This window comes from Pseudomonas sp. 2835 (genome assembly GCF_050435905.1).
Taxonomy (GTDB): Bacteria; Pseudomonadota; Gammaproteobacteria; order Pseudomonadales; family Pseudomonadaceae; genus Aquipseudomonas.
On sequence record NZ_JBNDLE010000002.1, the window covers coordinates 396,421 to 416,035 of the forward strand.

Below are 19,615 nucleotides of genomic sequence, written 5' to 3' on the forward strand. Positions count from 1 at the left end.
ATAAGAATCAGTTGCATTGGCTATAACGAGACGTAACAGCGTCAGGGATCGCGTAAAAAAACTTTTGCCTCAGTTGAGAATCACCAGCGCCGGGTACTCGTGCAGCTGCGCCGAGGTGATGTGGGCCAGGGCGCGCAGGGTTTCCAGCGGCTGGTCGAGGCGGTAGTTGCCGGTGACCGCGACGTTTTCCAGGTGTTGGTTGCCGTTGATGATCCAGCCGGGGTAGTAGCGGCGCAATTCGGCCAGTACCTGGCTCAACGGGCAGTTCTCGAACACCAGCCGGCCCTGGACCCAGGCCAGGTCTTTTTGCGCATCCAGGCGCCCGCGCTGGCCGAAACCGTTGGGGCCGACGCTGATGCTGTCGCCGGCCGACAGGCGAATGCGCTGGTCGCTGCTGGCCTGCAGGTCGACGTCACCGCGCTGCACCCGCACCTGGGCTTCGCCATTGAGGTAGCGCACGGCAAAGTCGGTGTCGCGCACGCTGGCGCGCAGCGGGCCGGCCTGCAGTTCCAGGGGCGGCTGGGCGCCTGCGGGTATCTCGAAATAGGCCTCGCCCTGCAGCAGCCGGGCGACCTGGCGGTTGTCGCGCAGGTCGCTGGCAAAGGCCGAATTGGTGTTGAGCAGCACCTTGGAGCCGTCGTCCAATTGCAAGCGCTGGCGTTCACCGACGACGGTCAGGTGATCGGCCTGCAGGCGCACCGGCAGGTTGCCGACGGTGAAAATCCCCACCAGCAGCACGGCGGCTGCGGCCAGGGGCTTGTAGTGCGGGCGGATGCGTGAGCGCAGGCTGCGCCGTTGCACCTGGTGCAGTTGCCCGGCCACCTGACGCAGCGGTGCACCGTTCCAGATGGCTTCGGCTTCGACATAGGCGCGGGCATTGGCCGGGTCGGCCTCGAGCCAGGCTGCGAAGGCCTGGGTGTCTTCGGCGCTGGCGCATTGCAGGCGGATCAGCCAGTCCAGGGCCTGGTCCATGGCCTGATCACTGGCGGCTTGGCCAGGCGGCGAGGGGCGAGGAGGGGGACTGTCGGTCACGGGTGGGTCCTTGGCGGGGCTGGCGCTTTTTGCGAATGATCCGGGGTATCCATGGGGATGGCAAGGTTTTAGCTGCGATCCACGACGGGCTGTTTACTTCAGCCGGTCAGCTACCCCTACACAGATGGCCATGATCAGTTTCAGTTCCTTCTGAACCGTGCTTGCCGACACTTTTAACTGTTCGGCGATTTCCAGATAGCTGGCGCCGTGCAGGCGGCTGAGGATGAAAATGCGTTGCTGGCGCTCGGTCAACTGGGCGAGGCTGACGCTCAGGCGCCTGAGCAGTTGTTCGGCGTGGGCGGCATCTTCGGCGCTGCTGCTGGGTGCGGCGACGTTGTGCAGGACTTGCTCGGGCACGTCCTCCACCAGGTTGCGCGACTGCGCCCGGCGCGCGCGCAGGTGATCGAGGGCGAGGTTGCGCGCGGTCTGGAACACGAAGGGTTCAAGATGCTCGATGGGCCGTTCGCCAAGGGCGCGGGTGACCCGCAGGTAAGTCTCCTGCAACAGGTCTTCGGCAGTGCTGGGGTTATCTACCATGCGCTGCAAGGTGCGCAGCAGGCTGACCCGCTGCGCGAGGAAAACGGCGTTGAACTGGGACTGACTCACAGCGGTACCCGACCATGGCGTGGCGAATGATAATGCTTATCATCAACGCTTTGGTCAAGTACTGCCTCCCCGCAAGGGATGATCCTAGCGGGCGTTGCACAGCGCCAGGCAGTTATCCAGCATGCGGTTGGAGAAGCCCCACTCGTTGTCGTACCAGGCCAGCACCTTGAGCATGCGCCCGTTGGCGCGGGTGTGGTTGGCGTCAAAAATCGACGACAGCGGGTTGTGGTTGAAGTCGCAGGACACCAGCGGCAGGCTGTTGTAGCCCAGCACCTTGGAATGCCGGCTGGCTTCCTTGAACAGCGCGTTGACGGCCTCGGCCGTGGCCTCGCGCTCAAGGTTGACGGTCAGGTCGACCAGCGACACGTTGATCACCGGGACCCGCACGGCCATGCCGGTGAGCTTGCCGGCCAGCTCCGGCAGCACCAGGCCCACGGCTTCGGCGGCGCCGGTCTTGCTCGGGATCATCGACTGGGTTGCCGAGCGGGCGCGATACGGGTCGCTGTGGTAGACGTCGGTGAGGCTCTGGTCGTTGGTGTAGGCGTGGATGGTGGTCATCAGCCCCTGCTCGATACCGAACTCGCGGTGCAGCACCTGGGCCAGCGGTGCCAGGCAGTTGGTGGTGCACGAAGCGCTGGAGATGATCTGGTGCGAAGGGCGCAGGATGTCATGGTTGACCCCGTACACCACGGTGGCATCCGCGCCCTTGGCCGGCGCCGAGATAATGACTTTACCGGCCCCGGCAGTAAGATGGGCGGCGGCCTTGGCGCGTTCGGTGAACAACCCGGTGCATTCGAATACCACATCGATGGCTTCGGCTTTCCACGGCAGTTCCGCCGGGTTGCGGATGGCGCTGACGGCGATGCGGTCGCCGTTGACGGTAATACTCTCGTGATCGGATTCAACGGTGGCAGCAAAGCTGCCGTGGACGCTGTCGTATTTGAGCAGATGGGCATTGATCGCGCTGTCGCCCAGGTCGTTGATGGCGACGACCTGCAGGTCCTGACGGTAGCCTTGGGTATAGAGTGCGCGAAGGATGTTGCGGCCGATGCGGCCAAAGCCATTGATTGCGATACGAAGGGTCATGGAGCTACCTCTGGCAGACCGGGTGAAGCCCGTGGCAATTGAAGTTTTGCTTCACTGCATCTGATTTTGTTGTTGGAATTACAAGATTATTCGTAAAAAAATAGAAAACAAGCCTTTTTGCTGGCAATATTTTATTCAATCTACAACGAGCGATCGGCCAAGCCGTTCCTCCCGCAACGCATCGCCCCTGCCCTTGAGCCTAGGCCGCGATCGTTGATAAGGGAAACCGCCGCAGAGGTCGCAACCACCGATAGCCTGGAGTCCAGTACATGCATCCGCGCATTCTTGAGGTCACCCAACGGCTGATCGCCCGCAGTCGCCCCACCCGTGAACGCTACCTTGAGCTGATTCGCGGGGCCGCCAGCGACGGGCCGATGCGCGCCAAGCTGCAATGCGCCAACTTCGCTCACGGTGTCGCCGGCTGCGGCAGCCAGGACAAGGACAGCCTGCGGATGATGAACGCGGCCAACGTCGCTATCGTCTCCGCCTACAACGACATGCTCTCGGCGCACCAGCCCTACGAGCATTACCCCGAACAGATCAAGCAGGCGCTGCGCGAAATCGGCTCGGTCGGCCAGTTCGCCGGCGGCGTGCCGGCCATGTGCGACGGCGTCACCCAGGGTGAGCCGGGCATGGAACTGGGCATTGCCAGCCGCGAAGTGATTGCCATGTCCACCGCCATCGCCCTGTCGCACAACATGTTCGATGCCGCCCTGATGCTCGGCATCTGCGACAAGATCGTCCCCGGCCTGCTGATGGGCGCGCTGCGCTTCGGCCACCTGCCGACCGTGTTCGTCCCCGGCGGGCCGATGCCGTCGGGCATCTCCAACAAGGAGAAAGCCGACGTCCGCCAGCGTTACGCCGAAGGCAAGGCCAGCCGCGAAGAGCTGCTGGAGTCGGAGATGAAGTCCTACCACAGCCCCGGCACCTGCACCTTCTACGGTACCGCCAACACCAACCAGCTGCTGATGGAAGTGATGGGCCTGCACCTGCCGGGTGCCTCCTTCGTCAACCCGTACACGCCACTGCGCGATGCCCTGACCGTCGAGGCTGCGCAGCAGGTCACGCGCATGACCAAGGCCAGTGGCAGCTTCATGCCGCTGGGCGAGATTGTCGACGAGAAGTCCCTGGTCAACTCCATCGTGGCCCTGCACGCCACCGGCGGCTCGACCAACCACACCCTGCACATGCCGGCGATTGCCCAGGCCGCTGGCATCCAGCTGACCTGGCAGGACATGGCCGAGCTTTCGGAAGTGGTGCCGACCCTGTCCCACGTCTATCCGAACGGCAAGGCCGACATCAACCACTTCCAGGCTGCCGGCGGCATGGCCTTCCTGATTCGCGAACTGCTCGATGCCGGTTTGCTTCACGAAGACGTCAACACCGTCGCGGGCCACGGCCTGCGCCGCTACACCCAGGAGCCGTTTCTTGAGGCCGGCAAACTGGTCTGGCGCGAAGGCCCGCAGGCCAGCCTCGACGAAGCGATCCTGCGCCCGGTGGCGCGGGCGTTCTCGCCCGAAGGCGGTCTGCGGGTCATGGAAGGCAACCTCGGTCGCGGGGTGATGAAAGTGTCCGCCGTCGCCCCCGAGCATCAGGTGGTCGAAGCCCCGGCGCTGGTGTTCCATGACCAGCAGGCGCTGGCCGATGCCTTCCAGGCCGGCCAGCTTGAGCGTGATTTCGTCGCCGTGATGCGTTTCCAGGGCCCGCGCTGTAACGGCATGCCCGAGCTGCACAAGATGACCCCGTTCCTCGGTGTGCTGCAGGACCGTGGCTTCAAGGTCGCGCTGGTGACCGACGGGCGCATGTCTGGTGCTTCGGGGAAAATCCCCGCGGCCATTCACGTCTGCCCCGAAGCCTTCGACGGTGGCCCGCTGGCGCGCCTGCGTGATGGCGATATCGTCCGTGTCGACGGCGTCGCCGGCACCCTGACGGTGAAGCTCAGTGCAGCGCAGCTGGCCGATCGTGAACTGCCCGCGGCGCCGACCGGCAACGACCTGGGTTGCGGCCGCGAGCTATTCGGCTTCTTGCGTACCGCCCTGAGCCCGGCAGAGAAGGGCGCCAGTGCCTTCACCTCGGCGCTGGAGACACTCAAATGAAGCGCGCACTGGTCGGCGATATCGGCGGCACCAATGCACGTTTTGCCCTTTGGGAAGACAACCGCATGCACGCGGTGCAGGTTTTTGCCACGGCCGACTACACCAGCCCGGAACAGGCCATCGGCGCTTATCTGGCCGACCAGGGCCTGGCCCGCGGCGAGCTGGGCGCGGTGTGCCTGGCGGTGGCCGGGCCGGTCGACGGCGATGAATTTCGCTTTACCAACAACCATTGGCGCCTCAGCCGCGAGGCGTTCTGCAAGACCTTGCAGGTCGAGCAGTTGCTGCTGATCAACGACTTCACCGCCATGGCCCTGGGCATGACCCGCTTGCAGGCGGACGAGTACCGCACTGTCTGCCAAGGCACGGCAGCTGCTGGCCGCCCGGCGCTGGTGATTGGCCCGGGCACCGGCCTTGGCGTCGGCACTTTGCTAAGCCTGGGTGACGAGCGCTGGATGGCGCTGCCGGGCGAGGGCGGGCATGTCGACCTGCCGGTGGGCAGTGCCCGCGAGGCGCAGATCCGCCAGCAGATTGAAAATGAAATCGGCCATGTCAGCGCCGAGACTGTGCTCAGCGGCGGCGGCTTGTTGCGGTTGTACCATGCCATCTGCGCCCTGGATGGCCTGCCTGCGCCGCTGCAAAATCCGGCAGCGATCACCGACGCGGCGCTGGCCGGCGAGCCGGTTGCCCTGGCGGTGATCGAGCAGTTCTGCCGTTTTCTCGGCCGGGTGGCGGGCAACAACGTCCTGACCCTCGGCGCGCGTGGCGGGGTGTTTATCGTCGGCGGCATCATTCCGCGCTTTGCCGAGCTGTTTTTGGCCAGCGGCTTTGGCGCCAGCTTTGCCGACAAGGGCTGCATGAGTGGCTACTTCAAGGATGTCCCGGTATGGTTGGTGACCGCCGAGTTCTCCGGCTTGCTCGGGGCTGGCGTGGCGCTGCAGCAAGCCGGTTGAGGTACGGGAGCAAGGAGTGACTCGTGAGCAAGTCGATACTGATGGTCGACGACGACCAGGACATCCGTGAACTGCTGCAAACCTACCTGAGCCGCGCCGGTTTCAGCGTCCAGGCGGTGGCCGACGGCCGTGGTTTTCGCCAGGCCCTGGACACCAGTGACTGCGATCTGGTGATCCTCGACGTGATGCTGCCCGACGAAGACGGCTTCAGCCTGTGTCGCTGGGTGCGCCAGCATCCGCGCCTGGCGCAGGTGCCGATCATCATGCTCACCGCCAGCTCCGACGAAGCCGACCGGGTCATCGGCCTGGAGCTGGGTGCCGATGATTACCTGGGCAAACCCTTCAGCCCGCGCGAACTGCAGGCGCGGATCAAGGCGCTGCTGCGCCGTGCCGGTTTTGGCCAGGAGCGCAATGGCAGTGATGTGCTGGCCTTCGATGACTGGCGCCTGGATACCATCAGCCACCGCTTGTTCCACCGCGACGGTGAAGAGGTGATTTTGTCCGGCGCCGACTTCGCCTTGCTCAAGCTGTTCCTCGATCACCCGCAACAGATTCTCGACCGCGACACCATCGGCAACGCTACCCGTGGCCGCGAACCGATGCCGCTGGACCGTATCGTCGACATGGCCGTCAGCCGCCTGCGCCAGCGCCTGCGCGATACCGAAAAGCCGCCACGCTTGATTCGTACCGTGCGCGGCAGTGGTTACCTGCTGGCGGCCAGCGTTGCGCCCGCGCACTGAGGGGCGCTGGCGCCTGCCGCTGCCGCGTTCGCTGCTGGGGCGCATGCTGCTGTTGACCCTGCTGGTGGTGTTGCTGGCGCAAGCGTTATCGAGCCTGATCTGGCTGTCGCAATTGCGCGCCAGCCAGATGGAAGGCCTGGTTGCCAGCGCACGCAGCCTGGCCCATTCGATGGGTGCCAGCGTCAGTTATTTTCGTTCGCTGCCGGTGGCGTACCGGCCGATGGTGCTTGACCAGTTGCGCAGCATGGGCGGCACCCGTTTTGTCGTGTCCCTCAACGATAAACCCCTGGACATGCAGGTCTTGCCCACCACGCCGCGCAAGGCCGCGGTGATCGATGCCGTCGGCGATGTGTTGCATCAGCGCCTGGGCGCGCCGCTGGAAATTTCCATCCAGTTCGTCAGCCCGCAGGATCTGCGCATTTTCAACAGTGGCCTGAAACTCGATGAACTGCCGCGCTCCTGGGCCCATTACGCGCTGACCCTGGAGCCGATCAACCCGCCGGTGCTGGTGACCCAGATCCACCTCGCCGAAGACGAGTGGTTGTACATTGCCTCACTGCTGCCCGAGCCCTACACCAGCCTCGAAGAGCAGGGCCTGCCCAGCCAGCAACTATGGTTCATCGTCCTCACCAGTTCATTCCTGCTGTTGTTCATCGGCCTGCTGGTGCACTGGCAGAGCCGCCCGCTCAAGCGCCTGGCCCTGGCTGCGCGGGAGATGTCGCTGGGCGCTGACGTCGAGCCGGTGACCGAAGGCGGTGGCAGTGAAGTGGAGGAGGTGGGCCGCGCCTTCAACGCCATGCGCGAGCGCATCAGCCGCTACCTGACCGAGCGCAGCCAGTTGTTCAGCGCCATCTCCCACGACCTGCGCACACCGATCACGCGCTTGCGCTTGCGGGTCGAGCTGCTCGATGACGAGCAGTTGCAGGCCAAGTTCGGCCGCGACCTCGATGAGCTGGAGATGCTGGTCAAGGGCGCGCTGCAATGCGTGAAAGACACCGACATCCACGAGAACATCGAGCGTATCGACCTCAACCAGGTGCTCGAATGCCTGGTCGAGCCGTATCTGGGCAGTGGCCAGATCACCCTTGAAGGCCGCGCCCTGGCGCCGTATCCGGGCAAGCCGCTGGCACTCAAGCGCTGCATCGGCAACCTGATCGACAACGCCCTGAAATACGGCGAGCGCGCCCACCTGCGCATCCTCGACAGTGACAGCGGCTTTGTCTTGCAGGTCGATGACGAAGGCCCGGGCGTACCCGAGCAACGTCAGGAGCAGGTGTTCGAGCCGCACTTTCGCCTGGCCGGGCAGCAACAGGGCTACGGCCTGGGCCTGGGTATCGCGCGCAACATTGCCCACAGTCACGGCGGCGAGGTGAGCCTGCGCAACTTGCGCGAAGGTGGCCTGCGGGTGACCTTGAGCTTGCCGCGCAGCAGTGACTGAAACCTTCTTTGGGCGAATGTCACCAACTGGTGACATTTACGCATCCCTTCGTTACCTCCGGTGCCCACGCCGCTGGTTAGACTCCGATGCAAGCGCAAGCACCACGACTTGCACCTGCATAACAACAAGAAAAGGTTTCTCTCGATGAATGCGATCAATCGCCTCGCCGCTGTCATTTCCCTCGCCTCCTTGTTGCCCCTCAGTGCAATTGCCGCCAACGGTACCGTTGAAGTCACTCATTGGTGGACTTCCGGTGGTGAAGCCGCAGCGGTGAAAACCCTCAAGGAACAAGTCGAGAAAGACGGCTTCACCTGGAAGGACAACGCCGTCGCCGGTGGCGGTGGTGCTGCGGCCATGACCGTACTCAAGAGCCGCGCCGTGGCCGGAAACCCTCCAGGCGCCGCCCAGATCAAGGGCCCGGACATCCAGGAATGGGGCGCGCTGGGCCTGCTCACCGAACTCGACGATGTCGCCAAGGCCAACAACTGGGACGCCCTGCTGCCGAAGAAAGTCGCGCAGATCATGCAGTACGACGGCCACTACGTTGCGGTGCCGGTGAACATCCATCGGGTCAACTGGTTGTGGATCAACCCGCAAGTGTTCGACAAGGCCGGGGCCAAGGTGCCGACCACCCTCGATGAGCTGTTCGTTGCCGCCGACAAGCTCAAGGCGGCTGGTTTCATCCCGCTGGCCCATGGCGGTCAGCCGTGGCAGGACAGCACTGTGTTTGAAGACCTGGTGCTGAGCATTCTCGGGCCCCAGGGTTATCACCAAGCCTTTGTCGAACTGGATGAAAGCACCCTGACCGGCGAGAAGATGGTCGAGGTGTTCAAAACTCTGCAACGCCTGGGCACCTACATGGACCCCAACCGCGCCGGGCGTGACTGGAACATCGCCGCCGCCGAGGTCATCAACGGCAAGGCCGGCATGCAGATCATGGGCGACTGGGCCAAGAGCGAATGGACCGCCGCCGGCAAGGTGGCGGGCAAGGACTATCAGTGCGTGGCCTTCCCCGGCACCCAGGGCAGCTTTGCCTACAACATCGACTCGCTGGCGATGTTCAAGCTCAAGAACGAGGACGACATCAAGGCCCAGAACGACCTGGCCAAGGTCGCCCTGGAGCCGCAGTTCCAGACCGTGTTCAACCAGAACAAGGGCTCCCTGCCGGTGCGCCAGGACATGGACATGAGCGCGTTCGACGCCTGCACGCAGAAGTCGTCGGTGGACTTCAAGGAAGCGGAAAAAGGCGACGGCCTGCAACCGAGCATGGCCCACAACATGGCGACCTCGCTGGCGGTACAGGGGGCGATCTTCGATGTCGTCACCAACTTCTTCAACGACCCGAAAGCCGACCCGGCGACGGCGGTCAAGCAGCTGAATTCGGCGATCAAGTCGGCCAAGTGATGGGCTGATATGTGGGGGCGGGCTTTCGGACCCTTCGCGGGGCAAGCCCGCTCCCACAACAGCAACGCATCCCTGTAGGAGCGGGCTTGCCCCGCGACAGCCTCCACACGAGATCATCCTGATGAGCACTGTTGCCACACTCAACAAGGCCTCCCCCCTCGACGCCCTGCAACGCTGGTTACCGAAACTGGTCCTGGCGCCAAGCATGTTGATCGTTCTGGTGGGCTTTTACGGCTACATCCTCTGGACCTTCGTCCTGTCATTCACCAACTCAAGCTTCATGCCCAGCTACAAATGGGTGGGCCTGGCGCAATACGCGCGGCTGATGGAGAACGACCGCTGGTGGGTGGCGAGCAAGAACCTGCTGCTGTTCGGCGGCATGTTCATCGCCATCAGCCTGGTGATTGGCGTGCTGCTGGCGGTGCTGCTCGACCAGCGCATCCGCCGCGAAGGCTTCATTCGCACCATTTACCTGTACCCCATGGCGCTGTCGATGATCGTCACCGGTACCGCCTGGAAGTGGCTGCTCAACCCCGGCCTGGGCCTGGACAAAATGCTTCGCGACTGGGGCTGGGAAGGCTTTCGCCTGGACTGGCTGGTGGACCCCGACCGGGTCGTCTACTGCCTGGTGATCGCCGCCGTGTGGCAGGCCTCGGGCTTTGTCATGGCGCTGTTTCTGGCCGGCCTGCGTGGCGTCGATCAATCGATCATCCGCGCCGCGCAGGTCGATGGCGCCAGCCTGCCGAGCATCTACCTGCGTATTGTCTTGCCGAGCCTGCGCCCGGTGTTCTTCAGCGCACTGATGATCCTTGCGCACATCGCCATCAAGAGTTTCGACCTGGTCGCCGCGATGACCGCAGGCGGCCCGGGCTATGCCTCTGACCTGCCGGCGATGTTCATGTATTCCTTCACCTTCAGCCGCGGGCAGATGGGCATGGGCTCGGCCAGCGCGATCCTGATGCTCGGCGCGATCTTGTCGATCCTGGTGCCTTACCTGTATTCGGAACTGAGGAACAAGCGCCATGACTAGGTCCCTCGCTCCCCGCTCGTTGAGCTTCAGCCGCCTGGCGATTTACTCGACCCTGATCCTGGCCTGCGCGCTGTACCTGATCCCGCTGATCGTGATGCTGCTGACCAGCTTCAAGTCGCCGGAAGACATTCGCACCGGCAACCTGCTGAGCTGGCCCGAGGTGATCACCGGCATCGGCTGGATCAAGGCCTGGGACACAGTCGGCGGCTACTTCTGGAACTCGGTGAAGATCACCGTGCCGGCGGTGGTGATCTCGACCCTGCTCGGTGCGCTGAACGGGTATGTGCTGTCGATGTGGCGCTTCCGGGGTTCGCAGTTGTTCTTCGGGTTGCTGTTGTTCGGCTGCTTCCTGCCGTTCCAGACCGTGCTGCTGCCCGCTTCGTTCACCCTCGGCAAGCTGGGCCTGGCCAGCACCACCACTGGCCTGGTGCTGGTGCATATCGTCTACGGGCTGGCCTTTACCACGCTGTTTTTCCGCAACTACTACTGCAGCGTACCCGAGGCGCTGGTGCGTGCGGCGCGGCTCGATGGCGCGGGGTTTTTCACCATCTTCGGGCGCATCCTGCTGCCGATGTCGGTGCCGATCATCATGGTCTGCCTGATCTGGCAGTTCACCCAGATCTGGAACGACTTTCTCTTCGGTGTGGTGTTCGCCAGCGGCGATGCGCAACCGATCACCGTGGCCCTGAACAACCTGGTCAACACCAGCACCGGGGTCAAGGAATACAACGTCGACATGGCGGCGGCGATGATCGCCGGGTTACCGACCCTGTTGGTCTATGTGCTGGCTGGCAAGTATTTCCTGCGCGGGCTTACGGCCGGCGCGGTCAAGGGGTAAACACAATGGCAACGCTTGAACTGCGCAACGTCAACAAGAGCTACGGCAGCGGTCTGCCGGATACCCTGAAGAACATCGAGCTGTCGATCGACTCCGGCGAGTTCCTGATCCTGGTCGGTCCGTCCGGCTGCGGTAAATCGACCCTGATGAACTGCATCGCCGGCCTTGAACAGATCAGCGGCGGGGCGATCCTGGTGGACGATGCCGACATCAGTGGCATGAGCCCCAAGGATCGCGACATCGCCATGGTGTTCCAATCCTACGCGCTGTACCCGACCATGAACGTGCGCGACAACATCGCCTTCGGCCTGAAAATGCGCAAGATGCCCGCCGCCGCCATCGATGAAGAAGTGGCGCGGGTGGCCAAGCTGCTGCAGATCGAACACCTGCTGGCACGCAAGCCCGGACAACTGTCCGGCGGCCAGCAGCAGCGCGTGGCCATGGGCCGGGCGCTGGCGCGGCGGCCGAAGATCTACCTGTTCGACGAGCCGCTGTCGAACCTCGACGCCAAGCTGCGGGTCGAGATGCGCACCGAAATCAAGCTGATGCACCAACGCCTGAAAACCACCACGGTGTACGTCACCCACGACCAGATCGAAGCCATGACCCTCGGCGACAAGGTAGCGGTGATGAAGGACGGGCTGATCCAGCAGTTCGGCACCCCGCAGCAGATCTACAACGATCCGGCCAACCTGTTCGTCGCAAGCTTCATCGGCTCGCCACCGATGAACTTCATTCCCCTGCGCCTGCAGCGCAAGGACGGCCGCCTGCTGGCGCTGCTCGACAGTGGCCAGGCCCGTTGCGAGCTACCCTTGGGGTTCAACGTGGCGGGGCTGGAGGAGCGCGAAGTGATCCTTGGCATTCGTCCCGAACAGATCGCCCTGGCCCCGGCCCAGGCCAACGGTTTGCCGAGCATTCGTGCCGAAGTGCAGATCACCGAGCCCACCGGGCCGGACCTGCTGGTATTCGTCATGCTCAACCAGACCAAGGTCTGCTGCCGCCTGGCCCCGGATGTGCCGACCCAGGTCGGCGACACCCTCAACCTGCAGTTCGACCCGGCGCGGGTGCTGCTGTTCGATGCCGCTACTGGCGAGCGCCTTGGGGTTGCCGCGCCCGTGCAGGCCGGCAACGACAATGTCGCCCAATTCAAAGGCCGTTGAATTCGTTATAGAACGTAGAAACCCATCGAGAACAATAAAACGAGGAAACAAGGGATGGATCACTTCAAGCGTATCAAGCCACTGGCGCCGCTGACCCTGCTGGCGGCCCTGGGCGTCAGTTGCGGGGCGCAGGCGGCCGGCGCCTTTGCCCCGGAGTCGAAATGGATGAGCGGTGACTGGGGCGGCACCCGCACCGAATTGCTGGAGAAGGGCTACGACTTCACCCTCGATTACGTCGGCGAGGTGGCCGGTAACCTCAACGGTGGCTACAACGACGACAAGACTGCGCGCTACAGCGATCAGTTCGCCCTTGGCGCACACCTGGACCTGGAGAAGATCTTCGGCTGGCACGATGCCGAGTTCAAACTGGCGATCACCGAACGTAGCGGTCGCAACCTGTCCAACGACCGCATCAGCGACCCGCGCGCCGGCCAGTTCAGTTCGGTGCAGGAAGTCTGGGGTCGTGGCCAGACCTGGCGCCTGACGCAGATGTGGGTCAAGCAGAAGTATTTCGATGGCGCCCTGGACATCAAGGTCGGGCGCTTCGGTGAGGGCGAGGATTTCAACAGCTTTCCCTGCGACTTCCAGAACCTGGCGTTCTGCGGCTCGCAAGTGGGCAACTGGGTGGGCGGCATCTGGTACAACTGGCCGGTCAGCCAGTGGGCGATGCGGGTCAAGTACAACATCACCCCGGAGTTTTTCGCCCAGGTCGGCGTGTATGAACAGAACCCCTCCAACCTTGAGACCGGCAACGGCTTCAAGCTCAGCGGCAGCGGCACCAAGGGCATGATCCTGCCGGTGGAGCTGGTCTGGTCGCCGCAGGTCAATGGCCTGCCGGGCGAGTACCGCCTGGGTTACTACTACAGCACGGCCAAGGCCGATGACGTCTACGACGACCTCAATGGCCAGCCCCAGGCATTGACTGGCGCCGCCTTCAAATCGCATTCAAGCAAACATGGCTGGTGGGTGGTGGCCCAGCAGCAAGTCACTACGCACAACGGTGATGCCAACCGTGGCCTGAGCCTGTTCGCCAACTTCACTGTGCACGACAAGGCCACCAACGTGGTCGACAACTACCAGCAGGTGGGCATGGTCTACAAGGGTGCCTTCGATGGCCGGCCCAAGGATGACATCGGCTTTGGCGTGGCGCGCATCCACGTCAACGATGATGTGCAGGACAGGGCAAAACTGCTCAACCAGCAGAGCGGCATCGACGATTACGACAATCCGGCGTTCGTGCCGATCCAGAAGACCGAGTACAACGCCGAGCTGTACTACGGCTTCCACGTCACCAACTGGCTGACCGTGCGGCCGAACCTGCAGTACATCAAGAGCCCGGGCGGGGTGGATGAGGTGGATAACGCGCTGGTCGCCGGGTTGAAGATTCAGTCGTCGTTCTGAGGCGATATGTTGTAAATTTACGCATATTGCGACCGCTGTGCGGTCGATCGCTGGCAAGCCAGCTCCCACATGGATTGCGCAGAACCTGTGGGAGCTGGCTTGCCAGCGATAGCGTTCCCACTGAATAACAAGAGTTTCCCGCCATGCCAGAGCACCCGCTACAACGCTTCTTCACCTCACAGAGGCCCAGGCCGACCTTCGAGTGGGAGCGTTACCAGCAGCGCGATGTGCTGATCATCGATCACCCGCAATGCCAGGCGGTATTCAGCCGTCAGGGCGCGCAGTTGTTGCACTTCCAGCCCCAGGGCGAGCGCCCCTGGCTGTGGTGTGCGGCGCAGTGGCCACAAGTCGGCGCCATCCGTGGTGGTGTGCCGGTGTGCTGGCCCTGGTACGGCCGTCACCCCAGCGAAGACATGTGGCCGGCCCATGGCTGGGCGCGGCTGCTCGACTGGAAGCTGATCGACAGCAGCGAAGAGGACGACGGCGTGACCCTGAAGTGGCGCCTGCAATTGTGCGACTGGCAGGTTGATCTGCTGGCCAAGCTGGGCAAACGCATGGAGCTGCAACTGAGTACCGAACACCAGGACAGCCAGCCTTGTCAGTTGAGTCATGCTCTGCTGGCTTACTGGCGTATTAGTGACGTTTCCGAGATAGCGCTGTCTGGGCTAGAAAACATTGAGGGTTACGACCGTTTGAACCGTCAGGCCTGCCGTCAGAAGGGCGCCTTGAAGGTCCATGGTGGTTGCCAGCGGGTATTCCCCAATGCGGCGACCCTGCAACTGCACGACCCGGCCTGGCAGCGCCAGTTGTGCATCGATACCGGTGACAGCGAGGACACCGTGGTCTGGCACCCCGGCAGCCGGCCATTGATGGGCGTCAGTGGCAGCGAAACCCTGGGTTTCGTCTGCGTCGAGGCGGCCAGCGGCAGCAGTGACAGCCTGAGCCTGGCGCCCGGCGAGCAAGCGCACCTGCGGCTGCAGGCGCACCTACTCAGTTGAGTTCGTCGTCGATCGGGTAACGGCTGGCGTTGAGGCTTTCTTTGATCTTGCGCAGGTGCGGCTGGAAATCGACGCCGCGGCGCAGGGTCATGCCGGTGGCCAGCACGTCGAGAACGGTCAGCTGGATGATCCGCGAGGTCATCGGCATATAGATGTCGGTGTCTTCCGGTAGCGGGATGTTCAGGCTCAGGCTGCTGGCCTTGGCCAGTGGCGAGTCGGCGGCCGTCAGGCCAAGTACCGAGGCGCCGTTTTCGCGGGCCAGGCGTGCCACTTCGACCAGTTCGCGGGTGCGCCCGGTGTAGGAGATGATTACGAACAGCTCGCCGGTGTGGGCCACCGAGGCCAGCATGCGCTGCATCAGCACATCGGCATGGGCCGACACCGCCAGGTTGAAACGGAAGAACTTGTGCTGGGCATCCAGGGCCACCGGCGCCGAGGCGCCAAGGCCGAAGAAGTGGATCTGCCGGGCCTGGATCAGCATGTCGACCGCGCGGCTGATCAACTGTGGATCAAGTTGCTGGCAGGCACTGTCCAACGAGGCGATGGCGCTGCCGAAGATTTTTTGAGTGTAGGAGGCCGGATCGTCATCGGCTTCCACCGCCCGGCTGACATAGGCGGCGCCACTGGCCAGGCTCTGTGCCAGTTGCAGCTTGAGCTCGGGGTAGCCGCTGACGCCGAACGAGCGGCAGAAACGGTTGACCGTCGGTTCGCTGACTTTGGCGGCCTGGGCCAGGGCGGCGATGCTGAAACGGGTGGCTTGCTGGGGATTGAGCAGGATGACTTCGGCGACTTTGCGCTCAGCCTTGTTCAGCTCTTCGAGGCGGCCCTGGATCTGCTCCAGGAGGTTTCGCACGCGGTCCATGGGTGTTTTCCTTGGGTCGTTGAGACAGCCGGCTGGCGACAGCAGCGGGCTTTTGACACGGTGGCCTATCGTACTGATGGCATGGATGGCACACCACTTGAATCTGTCCACTGGGTAAAATGTTGTGGTTTTTACTACATTATTCCTTGAAAACTGCGATTGAAAACGGTATTTCTACGTCAACTTGATAAAAGAACCAACATCATGGCTTCGATCAGCGTTGAACCCTGCACCTTTGCCCTGTTTGGCGCCCTTGGCGACCTGGCCTTGCGCAAGCTGTTTCCGGCGCTCTACCAGCTCGACCGGGCCGGCTTGCTGCACGCCGATACCCGCGTGCTGGCCCTGGCCCGCGAGCCGGGCAGTGTCGATGAGCACTTGGCATCGATCGAGGCGCACCTGCAGGAGTTCGTGCCCGCCGGGCAGATCGAGGCGCCGGTATTGCTGCGCTTTCTCGCCCGCCTGAGCTACCTGCACGTCGATTTCCTCAAGGCCGAGGACTACCAGGCCCTGGCCGAGCAGGTCGGCAGCTACAGCCAGCTGATCGCCTATTTCGCCACCCCGGCGGCGGTGTATGGCGGCATCTGCGAGAACCTCGACAAGGCCGGCCTTAGTGCCCGTACCCGGGTGGTGCTGGAAAAGCCCATCGGCCATGACCTGGAGTCCTCGCGGCGGGTCAATGACGCCGTGGCCCAGTACTTTCCGGAAAATCGCGTTTACCGCATCGACCATTACCTGGGCAAGGAGACGGTGCAGAACCTCATCGCCCTGCGCTTTGCCAACAGCCTGTTCGAAACCCAGTGGAACCAGAACTCGATTTCCCATGTGGAAATCACCGTTGCCGAAAAGGTCGGCATAGAAGGGCGCTGGGGCTATTTCGACAAGGCCGGGCAACTGCGCGACATGATCCAGAATCACCTGCTGCAGCTGCTTTGCCTGATTGCAATGGACCCGCCCAGCGACCTTTCGGCCGACAGCATCCGCGACGAGAAGGTCAAGGTGCTCAAGGCCCTGGCGCCGATCAAGGGCGAGGGCCTGAGCACCCAGGTGGTGCGTGGCCAGTACATTGCCGGCTACAGCGAAGGCAAGCCGGTGCCCGGTTACCTGGAAGAAGACAACGCCAACGCCCAGAGCGACACCGAGACCTTTGTCGCCCTGCGCGCCGATATCCGCAACTGGCGCTGGGCCGGAGTGCCGTTCTACCTGCGCACCGGCAAGCGCATGCCGCAAAAGCTGTCGCAGATCGTTATCCACTTCAAGGAAACCCCGCACTACATCTTCGCCCCGGAGCAGCGCCTGCAAATCGGCAACAAGCTGATCATCCGGCTGCAGCCGGATGAAGGTATCTCGCTGCGGGTGATGACCAAGGAGCAGGGCCTGGACAAAGGCATGCAACTGCGCAGCGGGCCCTTGCAGCTGAATTTTTCCGACACCTGGCGTAGCGCGCGGATCCCCGACGCCTACGAGCGGTTGTTACTGGAAGTGATGCGCGGCAATCAGAACCTGTTTGTGCGCAAAGACGAAATTGAATACGCGTGGAAGTGGTGCGATCAACTGATCGCCGGCTGGAAACAGTCGGGCGACGCGCCCAAGCCCTATGCCGCCGGTTCCTGGGGGCCGATGAGCTCGATTGCACTGATTACCCGCGATGGGAGCTCCTGGTATGGCGATATCTGAACTGCAACTGCCGGCAAACGTCGCGGCACATGATTTCAAGACACCCGCGCTGCTGGCCGAGGGCTTGGCCAAGGACGTCGCTGGGCGCCTGAATGCGGCGATTGCCGACAAGGGCCAGGCCACCTTGGTAGTGTCGGGCGGCCGCAGCCCGGTGGCGTTCTTCAGTGCGCTGCTCAAGCTACCGCTTGACTGGTCGAAGGTACTGGTGACCCTGGCCGATGAGCGCTGGGTACCAGTGGAGCATGCCGACAGCAATGCTGGCCTGCTCAAGCGCCACCTGTTGATTGGCCCTGCTGCCAAGGCACGGTTTCTCAATCTTTACAACGCTGCTGCGAACCTTGAAGCAGCTGCGCAGGAAACCGACCAGGCACTGGCCGAGCTGCCGGCAATCGACGTACTGGTTCTGGGCATGGGCGATGACGGTCATACCGCTTCGCTGTTCCCCAACAGTCCGAACCTGGCCGAAGGCCTCGACCCGGCCAGTGTTCGTCGCTGCCTGCCGATGTTGGCGCCAAGCGTGCCGCATCAGCGCCTGAGCATGACCCGGGCGCTGCTGGCGAGCGCTGAATTTACCGCCTTGTCGGTGCAGGGCCCGGGCAAACTCGCTACCCTGCGCGCCGCGCTGGCTGGCGATGACCTGGCCGAGATGCCGATTCGTGCCTTCTTACAAGACCCTCTGGATATTTACTGGTGCCCATGAGCCAAGGATCTGCCGTTATGACCACGCATGAACTGAAACAGCCGGGAGCTTCCATGGCCGACAAGATTGCCCGGATCGATCAGATCTGCACCCAGGCGCGCATTCTGCCGGTAATCACCATCGCCCGCGAAGAAGACATCCTGCCCCTGGCCGACGCCCTGGCAGCCGGTGGTATCAAGACCCTGGAAGTGACGCTGCGCTCGTCCCATGGCCTCAAGGCCATCCAGGTGCTGCGCGAGCAGCGCCCCGAGTTGTGCATCGGCGCGGGCACGGTCCTGGACCGCAACATGTTTGCCGCCGTGCAAGCGGCCGGCGCGCAGTTCGTGGTCACCCCGGGCATCACCCAGGATTTGCTCGAGGCCGGTGTCGACAGCGGCATCCCGCTGCTGCCAGGCATCAGCACGCCATCGGAAATCATGATGGGTTATGCCCTGGGCTACCGGCGCTTCAAGCTGTTCCCGGCTGAAATCAGCGGCGGTGTAGCGGCGATCAAGGCCTATGGCGGGCCGTTCGGCGACGTGCGCTTCTGCCCCACCGGCGGGGTCAACCCGGGCAATGTGAAACAGTACATGGCCCTGGCCAATGTGATGTGCGTGGGCGGTACCTGGATGCTCGACAGCAGCTGGATCAACAACCGCGACTGGGCCCGTATTCAAGCCTGCAGCGCCGAGGCCCTGGCACTGCTGGACTGAAAGCAAATTCGTTGTGTGCTACACGGCTTTGAGGTGCGCTTGGTCGGCGCACCTTTTTTTTTGCCTGTGATTTCTCGATGCTGCAAGGAAGGACGTCCGGCTGTCGTGATTGTCGACAGCGCCGTACGGTTGAAAGGCTGAACGACTTTCAACTGAGGTGCGTTATGCAAGACGAAGAAGCAAGCGACAAAGCCGGGCTGCTCGGCTACCCGCTCATGAGCGGTTCGTACGAAATTGAACGTTATCTGGTGGGTAATCAAAGCCTTGCCCGCGGCTGCTGGGTTACCGGGCAGTCGATCTATGGCGAAGTCAATTTCAAAGGGCGCAAGTGGCCAACCATCAGCCGGCCGGTGTTTGCCTATCTGGCACATGTAGACACGCGGGTCATGCAGGGGGCTGGCAATCAGTCCCTGGAGGTCACCGCTGTTCAGGGGCATCAACTCTGGTTTTTCAAAGGCACAGCCAAAGACTGTTCGGTGTCTGCTGCAATTGATCAAGTCAATGCGTTCTCAAACCTTCAAACCGGCATGAGTTCCGAGCGGGCCTGGGCGCCAGCGAGGCCATATAAACAATCATTGCTGGTTCCGGGAAAGGCTACGTACGTGATCTATCAAGTGGCACTGGTGTACGCCCATCGTTCTTTCAATGCCGCTGAAACCGTCGGTAGCCTGTTCAGTTCCTCCCATACCTGCGTCGCCCAGGCTGAGAGAAAAAAGGACTTGCTGTTCCTGTCCTCGGTTGCCACTAGCCGGCTTTGCGCCCACGCGCTGGACCGAGAGGTAAACCAGCCGCCCTCCAGAGAAGAGCTGTTCAAACTTTTACTGCTCGACAAGCACGCTGCGGGTGCGAATACCGGCGCCTGGAGTTTTGACATGGAAGCTCTGAACGATCCGAAAAGACGCTACTGA

General features: G+C 62.9%; 18 protein-coding genes. 14 read left to right on the forward strand and 4 right to left on the reverse strand.

Features of this window, described 5'->3' with window-relative positions:
* Nucleotides 1-69: 69 nt before the first annotated feature.
* From ABIE20_RS03925 to gap, 3 genes are all read right to left on the reverse strand, one after another.
* Complete coding sequence (locus ABIE20_RS03925) at nt 70-1,032, reverse strand: FecR family protein (RefSeq protein ID WP_429502939.1); 963 nt, start codon at nt 1,030-1,032, stop codon at nt 70-72.
* Nucleotides 1,033-1,125: 93 nt separating this feature from the next.
* On the reverse strand, nt 1,126-1,638 hold the full coding sequence (locus tag ABIE20_RS03930) for an RNA polymerase sigma factor (protein WP_429502941.1): 513 nt from the start codon (nt 1,636-1,638) through the stop codon (nt 1,126-1,128).
* An 84-nt stretch (nt 1,639-1,722) separates the two neighbouring features.
* Nucleotides 1,723-2,724 (reverse strand): type I glyceraldehyde-3-phosphate dehydrogenase, encoded by a 1,002-nt coding sequence (gene gap, locus ABIE20_RS03935; RefSeq protein WP_429502943.1) that lies wholly within the window; start codon nt 2,722-2,724, stop codon nt 1,723-1,725.
* Between the two features lie 269 nt (nt 2,725-2,993).
* Between gap and edd the strand changes: the two genes are divergently transcribed.
* From edd to ABIE20_RS03985, 10 genes are all read left to right on the forward strand, one after another.
* A complete protein-coding gene (edd, locus tag ABIE20_RS03940) occupies nt 2,994-4,820 on the forward strand; it encodes a phosphogluconate dehydratase (RefSeq protein ID WP_429502945.1) in 1,827 nt (608 codons plus the stop codon).
* On the forward strand, nt 4,817-5,770 hold the full coding sequence (locus ABIE20_RS03945; RefSeq protein ID WP_429502947.1) for a glucokinase: 954 nt from the start codon (nt 4,817-4,819) through the stop codon (nt 5,768-5,770). Before edd ends, ABIE20_RS03945 begins: the two co-directional genes overlap by 4 nt.
* A 41-nt stretch (nt 5,771-5,811) precedes the next feature.
* Nucleotides 5,812-6,510: a response regulator gene (locus ABIE20_RS03950; protein ID WP_429503020.1), complete on the forward strand. Its 699-nt coding sequence runs from the start codon at nt 5,812-5,814 to the stop codon at nt 6,508-6,510.
* A 43-nt stretch (nt 6,511-6,553) separates the two neighbouring features.
* A complete protein-coding gene (locus ABIE20_RS03955) occupies nt 6,554-7,948 on the forward strand; it encodes an ATP-binding protein (protein WP_429503022.1) in 1,395 nt (464 codons plus the stop codon).
* A gap of 144 nt (nt 7,949-8,092) precedes the next feature.
* Nucleotides 8,093-9,352 carry an ABC transporter substrate-binding protein gene (locus ABIE20_RS03960; protein WP_429502949.1) on the forward strand — a complete coding sequence of 420 codons (1,260 nt, stop codon included), beginning with the start codon at nt 8,093-8,095 and terminating at the stop codon, nt 9,350-9,352.
* 121 nt (nt 9,353-9,473) lie between these two features.
* Entirely contained in the window at nt 9,474-10,382 is a 909-nt protein-coding gene (locus tag ABIE20_RS03965) for a carbohydrate ABC transporter permease (RefSeq protein ID WP_045196443.1), read from the forward strand.
* A complete protein-coding gene (locus tag ABIE20_RS03970; RefSeq protein WP_429502952.1) occupies nt 10,375-11,220 on the forward strand; it encodes a carbohydrate ABC transporter permease in 846 nt (281 codons plus the stop codon). The genes ABIE20_RS03965 and ABIE20_RS03970 overlap by 8 nt, the downstream gene beginning before the upstream one ends.
* Before the next feature lie 5 nt (nt 11,221-11,225).
* Nucleotides 11,226-12,380: an ABC transporter ATP-binding protein gene (locus tag ABIE20_RS03975; protein ID WP_429502953.1), complete on the forward strand. Its 1,155-nt coding sequence runs from the start codon at nt 11,226-11,228 to the stop codon at nt 12,378-12,380.
* A 54-nt stretch (nt 12,381-12,434) separates the two neighbouring features.
* Nucleotides 12,435-13,781 (forward strand): carbohydrate porin, encoded by a 1,347-nt coding sequence (locus ABIE20_RS03980; protein ID WP_429502955.1) that lies wholly within the window; start codon nt 12,435-12,437, stop codon nt 13,779-13,781.
* 143 nt (nt 13,782-13,924) lie between these two features.
* The gene (locus ABIE20_RS03985) at nt 13,925-14,779 is read left to right on the forward strand and encodes a D-hexose-6-phosphate mutarotase (RefSeq protein ID WP_429502957.1); all 855 of its coding nucleotides are present in this window, start codon (nt 13,925-13,927) and stop codon (nt 14,777-14,779) included.
* Here ABIE20_RS03985 and hexR read toward each other — a convergent pair.
* Complete coding sequence (hexR, locus tag ABIE20_RS03990; protein ID WP_174242320.1) at nt 14,772-15,632, reverse strand: DNA-binding transcriptional regulator HexR; 861 nt, start codon at nt 15,630-15,632, stop codon at nt 14,772-14,774. The two genes, ABIE20_RS03985 and hexR, sit on opposite strands and share 8 nt — an antisense overlap.
* Nucleotides 15,633-15,845: 213 nt before the next feature.
* Here hexR and zwf point away from each other — a divergent pair, with 213 nt between their 5' ends.
* From zwf to ABIE20_RS04010, 4 genes are all read left to right on the forward strand, one after another.
* Nucleotides 15,846-17,315 (forward strand): glucose-6-phosphate dehydrogenase, encoded by a 1,470-nt coding sequence (zwf, locus tag ABIE20_RS03995; RefSeq protein WP_429502959.1) that lies wholly within the window; start codon nt 15,846-15,848, stop codon nt 17,313-17,315.
* The gene (gene pgl, locus ABIE20_RS04000) at nt 17,302-18,015 is read left to right on the forward strand and encodes a 6-phosphogluconolactonase (RefSeq protein WP_429502961.1); all 714 of its coding nucleotides are present in this window, start codon (nt 17,302-17,304) and stop codon (nt 18,013-18,015) included. Before zwf ends, pgl begins: the two co-directional genes overlap by 14 nt.
* Nucleotides 18,016-18,032: 17 nt before the next feature.
* Complete coding sequence (locus ABIE20_RS04005) at nt 18,033-18,707, forward strand: bifunctional 4-hydroxy-2-oxoglutarate aldolase/2-dehydro-3-deoxy-phosphogluconate aldolase (RefSeq protein WP_429502963.1); 675 nt, start codon at nt 18,033-18,035, stop codon at nt 18,705-18,707.
* A gap of 164 nt (nt 18,708-18,871) precedes the next feature.
* Complete coding sequence (locus tag ABIE20_RS04010; RefSeq protein WP_429502965.1) at nt 18,872-19,615, forward strand: monalysin family beta-barrel pore-forming toxin; 744 nt, start codon at nt 18,872-18,874, stop codon at nt 19,613-19,615.

Coding starts and splice junctions, on each gene's coding strand:
- gap (WP_429502943.1), bottom strand. CDS start 2,724: ATGACCCTTCGTATCGCAATCAATGGCTTTGGCCGCATCGGCCGCAAC.
- edd (WP_429502945.1), top strand. CDS start 2,994: ATGCATCCGCGCATTCTTGAGGTCACCCAACGGCTGATCGCCCGCAGT.
- ABIE20_RS03945 (WP_429502947.1), top strand. CDS start 4,817: ATGAAGCGCGCACTGGTCGGCGATATCGGCGGCACCAATGCACGTTTT.
- ABIE20_RS03950 (WP_429503020.1), top strand. CDS start 5,812: ATGGTCGACGACGACCAGGACATCCGTGAACTGCTGCAAACCTACCTG.
- ABIE20_RS03955 (WP_429503022.1), top strand. CDS start 6,554: ATGCTGCTGTTGACCCTGCTGGTGGTGTTGCTGGCGCAAGCGTTATCG.
- ABIE20_RS03960 (WP_429502949.1), top strand. CDS start 8,093: ATGAATGCGATCAATCGCCTCGCCGCTGTCATTTCCCTCGCCTCCTTG.
- ABIE20_RS03965 (WP_045196443.1), top strand. CDS start 9,474: ATGAGCACTGTTGCCACACTCAACAAGGCCTCCCCCCTCGACGCCCTG.
- ABIE20_RS03970 (WP_429502952.1), top strand. CDS start 10,375: ATGACTAGGTCCCTCGCTCCCCGCTCGTTGAGCTTCAGCCGCCTGGCG.
- ABIE20_RS03975 (WP_429502953.1), top strand. CDS start 11,226: ATGGCAACGCTTGAACTGCGCAACGTCAACAAGAGCTACGGCAGCGGT.
- ABIE20_RS03980 (WP_429502955.1), top strand. CDS start 12,435: ATGGATCACTTCAAGCGTATCAAGCCACTGGCGCCGCTGACCCTGCTG.
- ABIE20_RS03985 (WP_429502957.1), top strand. CDS start 13,925: ATGCCAGAGCACCCGCTACAACGCTTCTTCACCTCACAGAGGCCCAGG.
- zwf (WP_429502959.1), top strand. CDS start 15,846: ATGGCTTCGATCAGCGTTGAACCCTGCACCTTTGCCCTGTTTGGCGCC.
- pgl (WP_429502961.1), top strand. CDS start 17,302: ATGGCGATATCTGAACTGCAACTGCCGGCAAACGTCGCGGCACATGAT.
- ABIE20_RS04005 (WP_429502963.1), top strand. CDS start 18,033: ATGACCACGCATGAACTGAAACAGCCGGGAGCTTCCATGGCCGACAAG.
- ABIE20_RS04010 (WP_429502965.1), top strand. CDS start 18,872: ATGCAAGACGAAGAAGCAAGCGACAAAGCCGGGCTGCTCGGCTACCCG.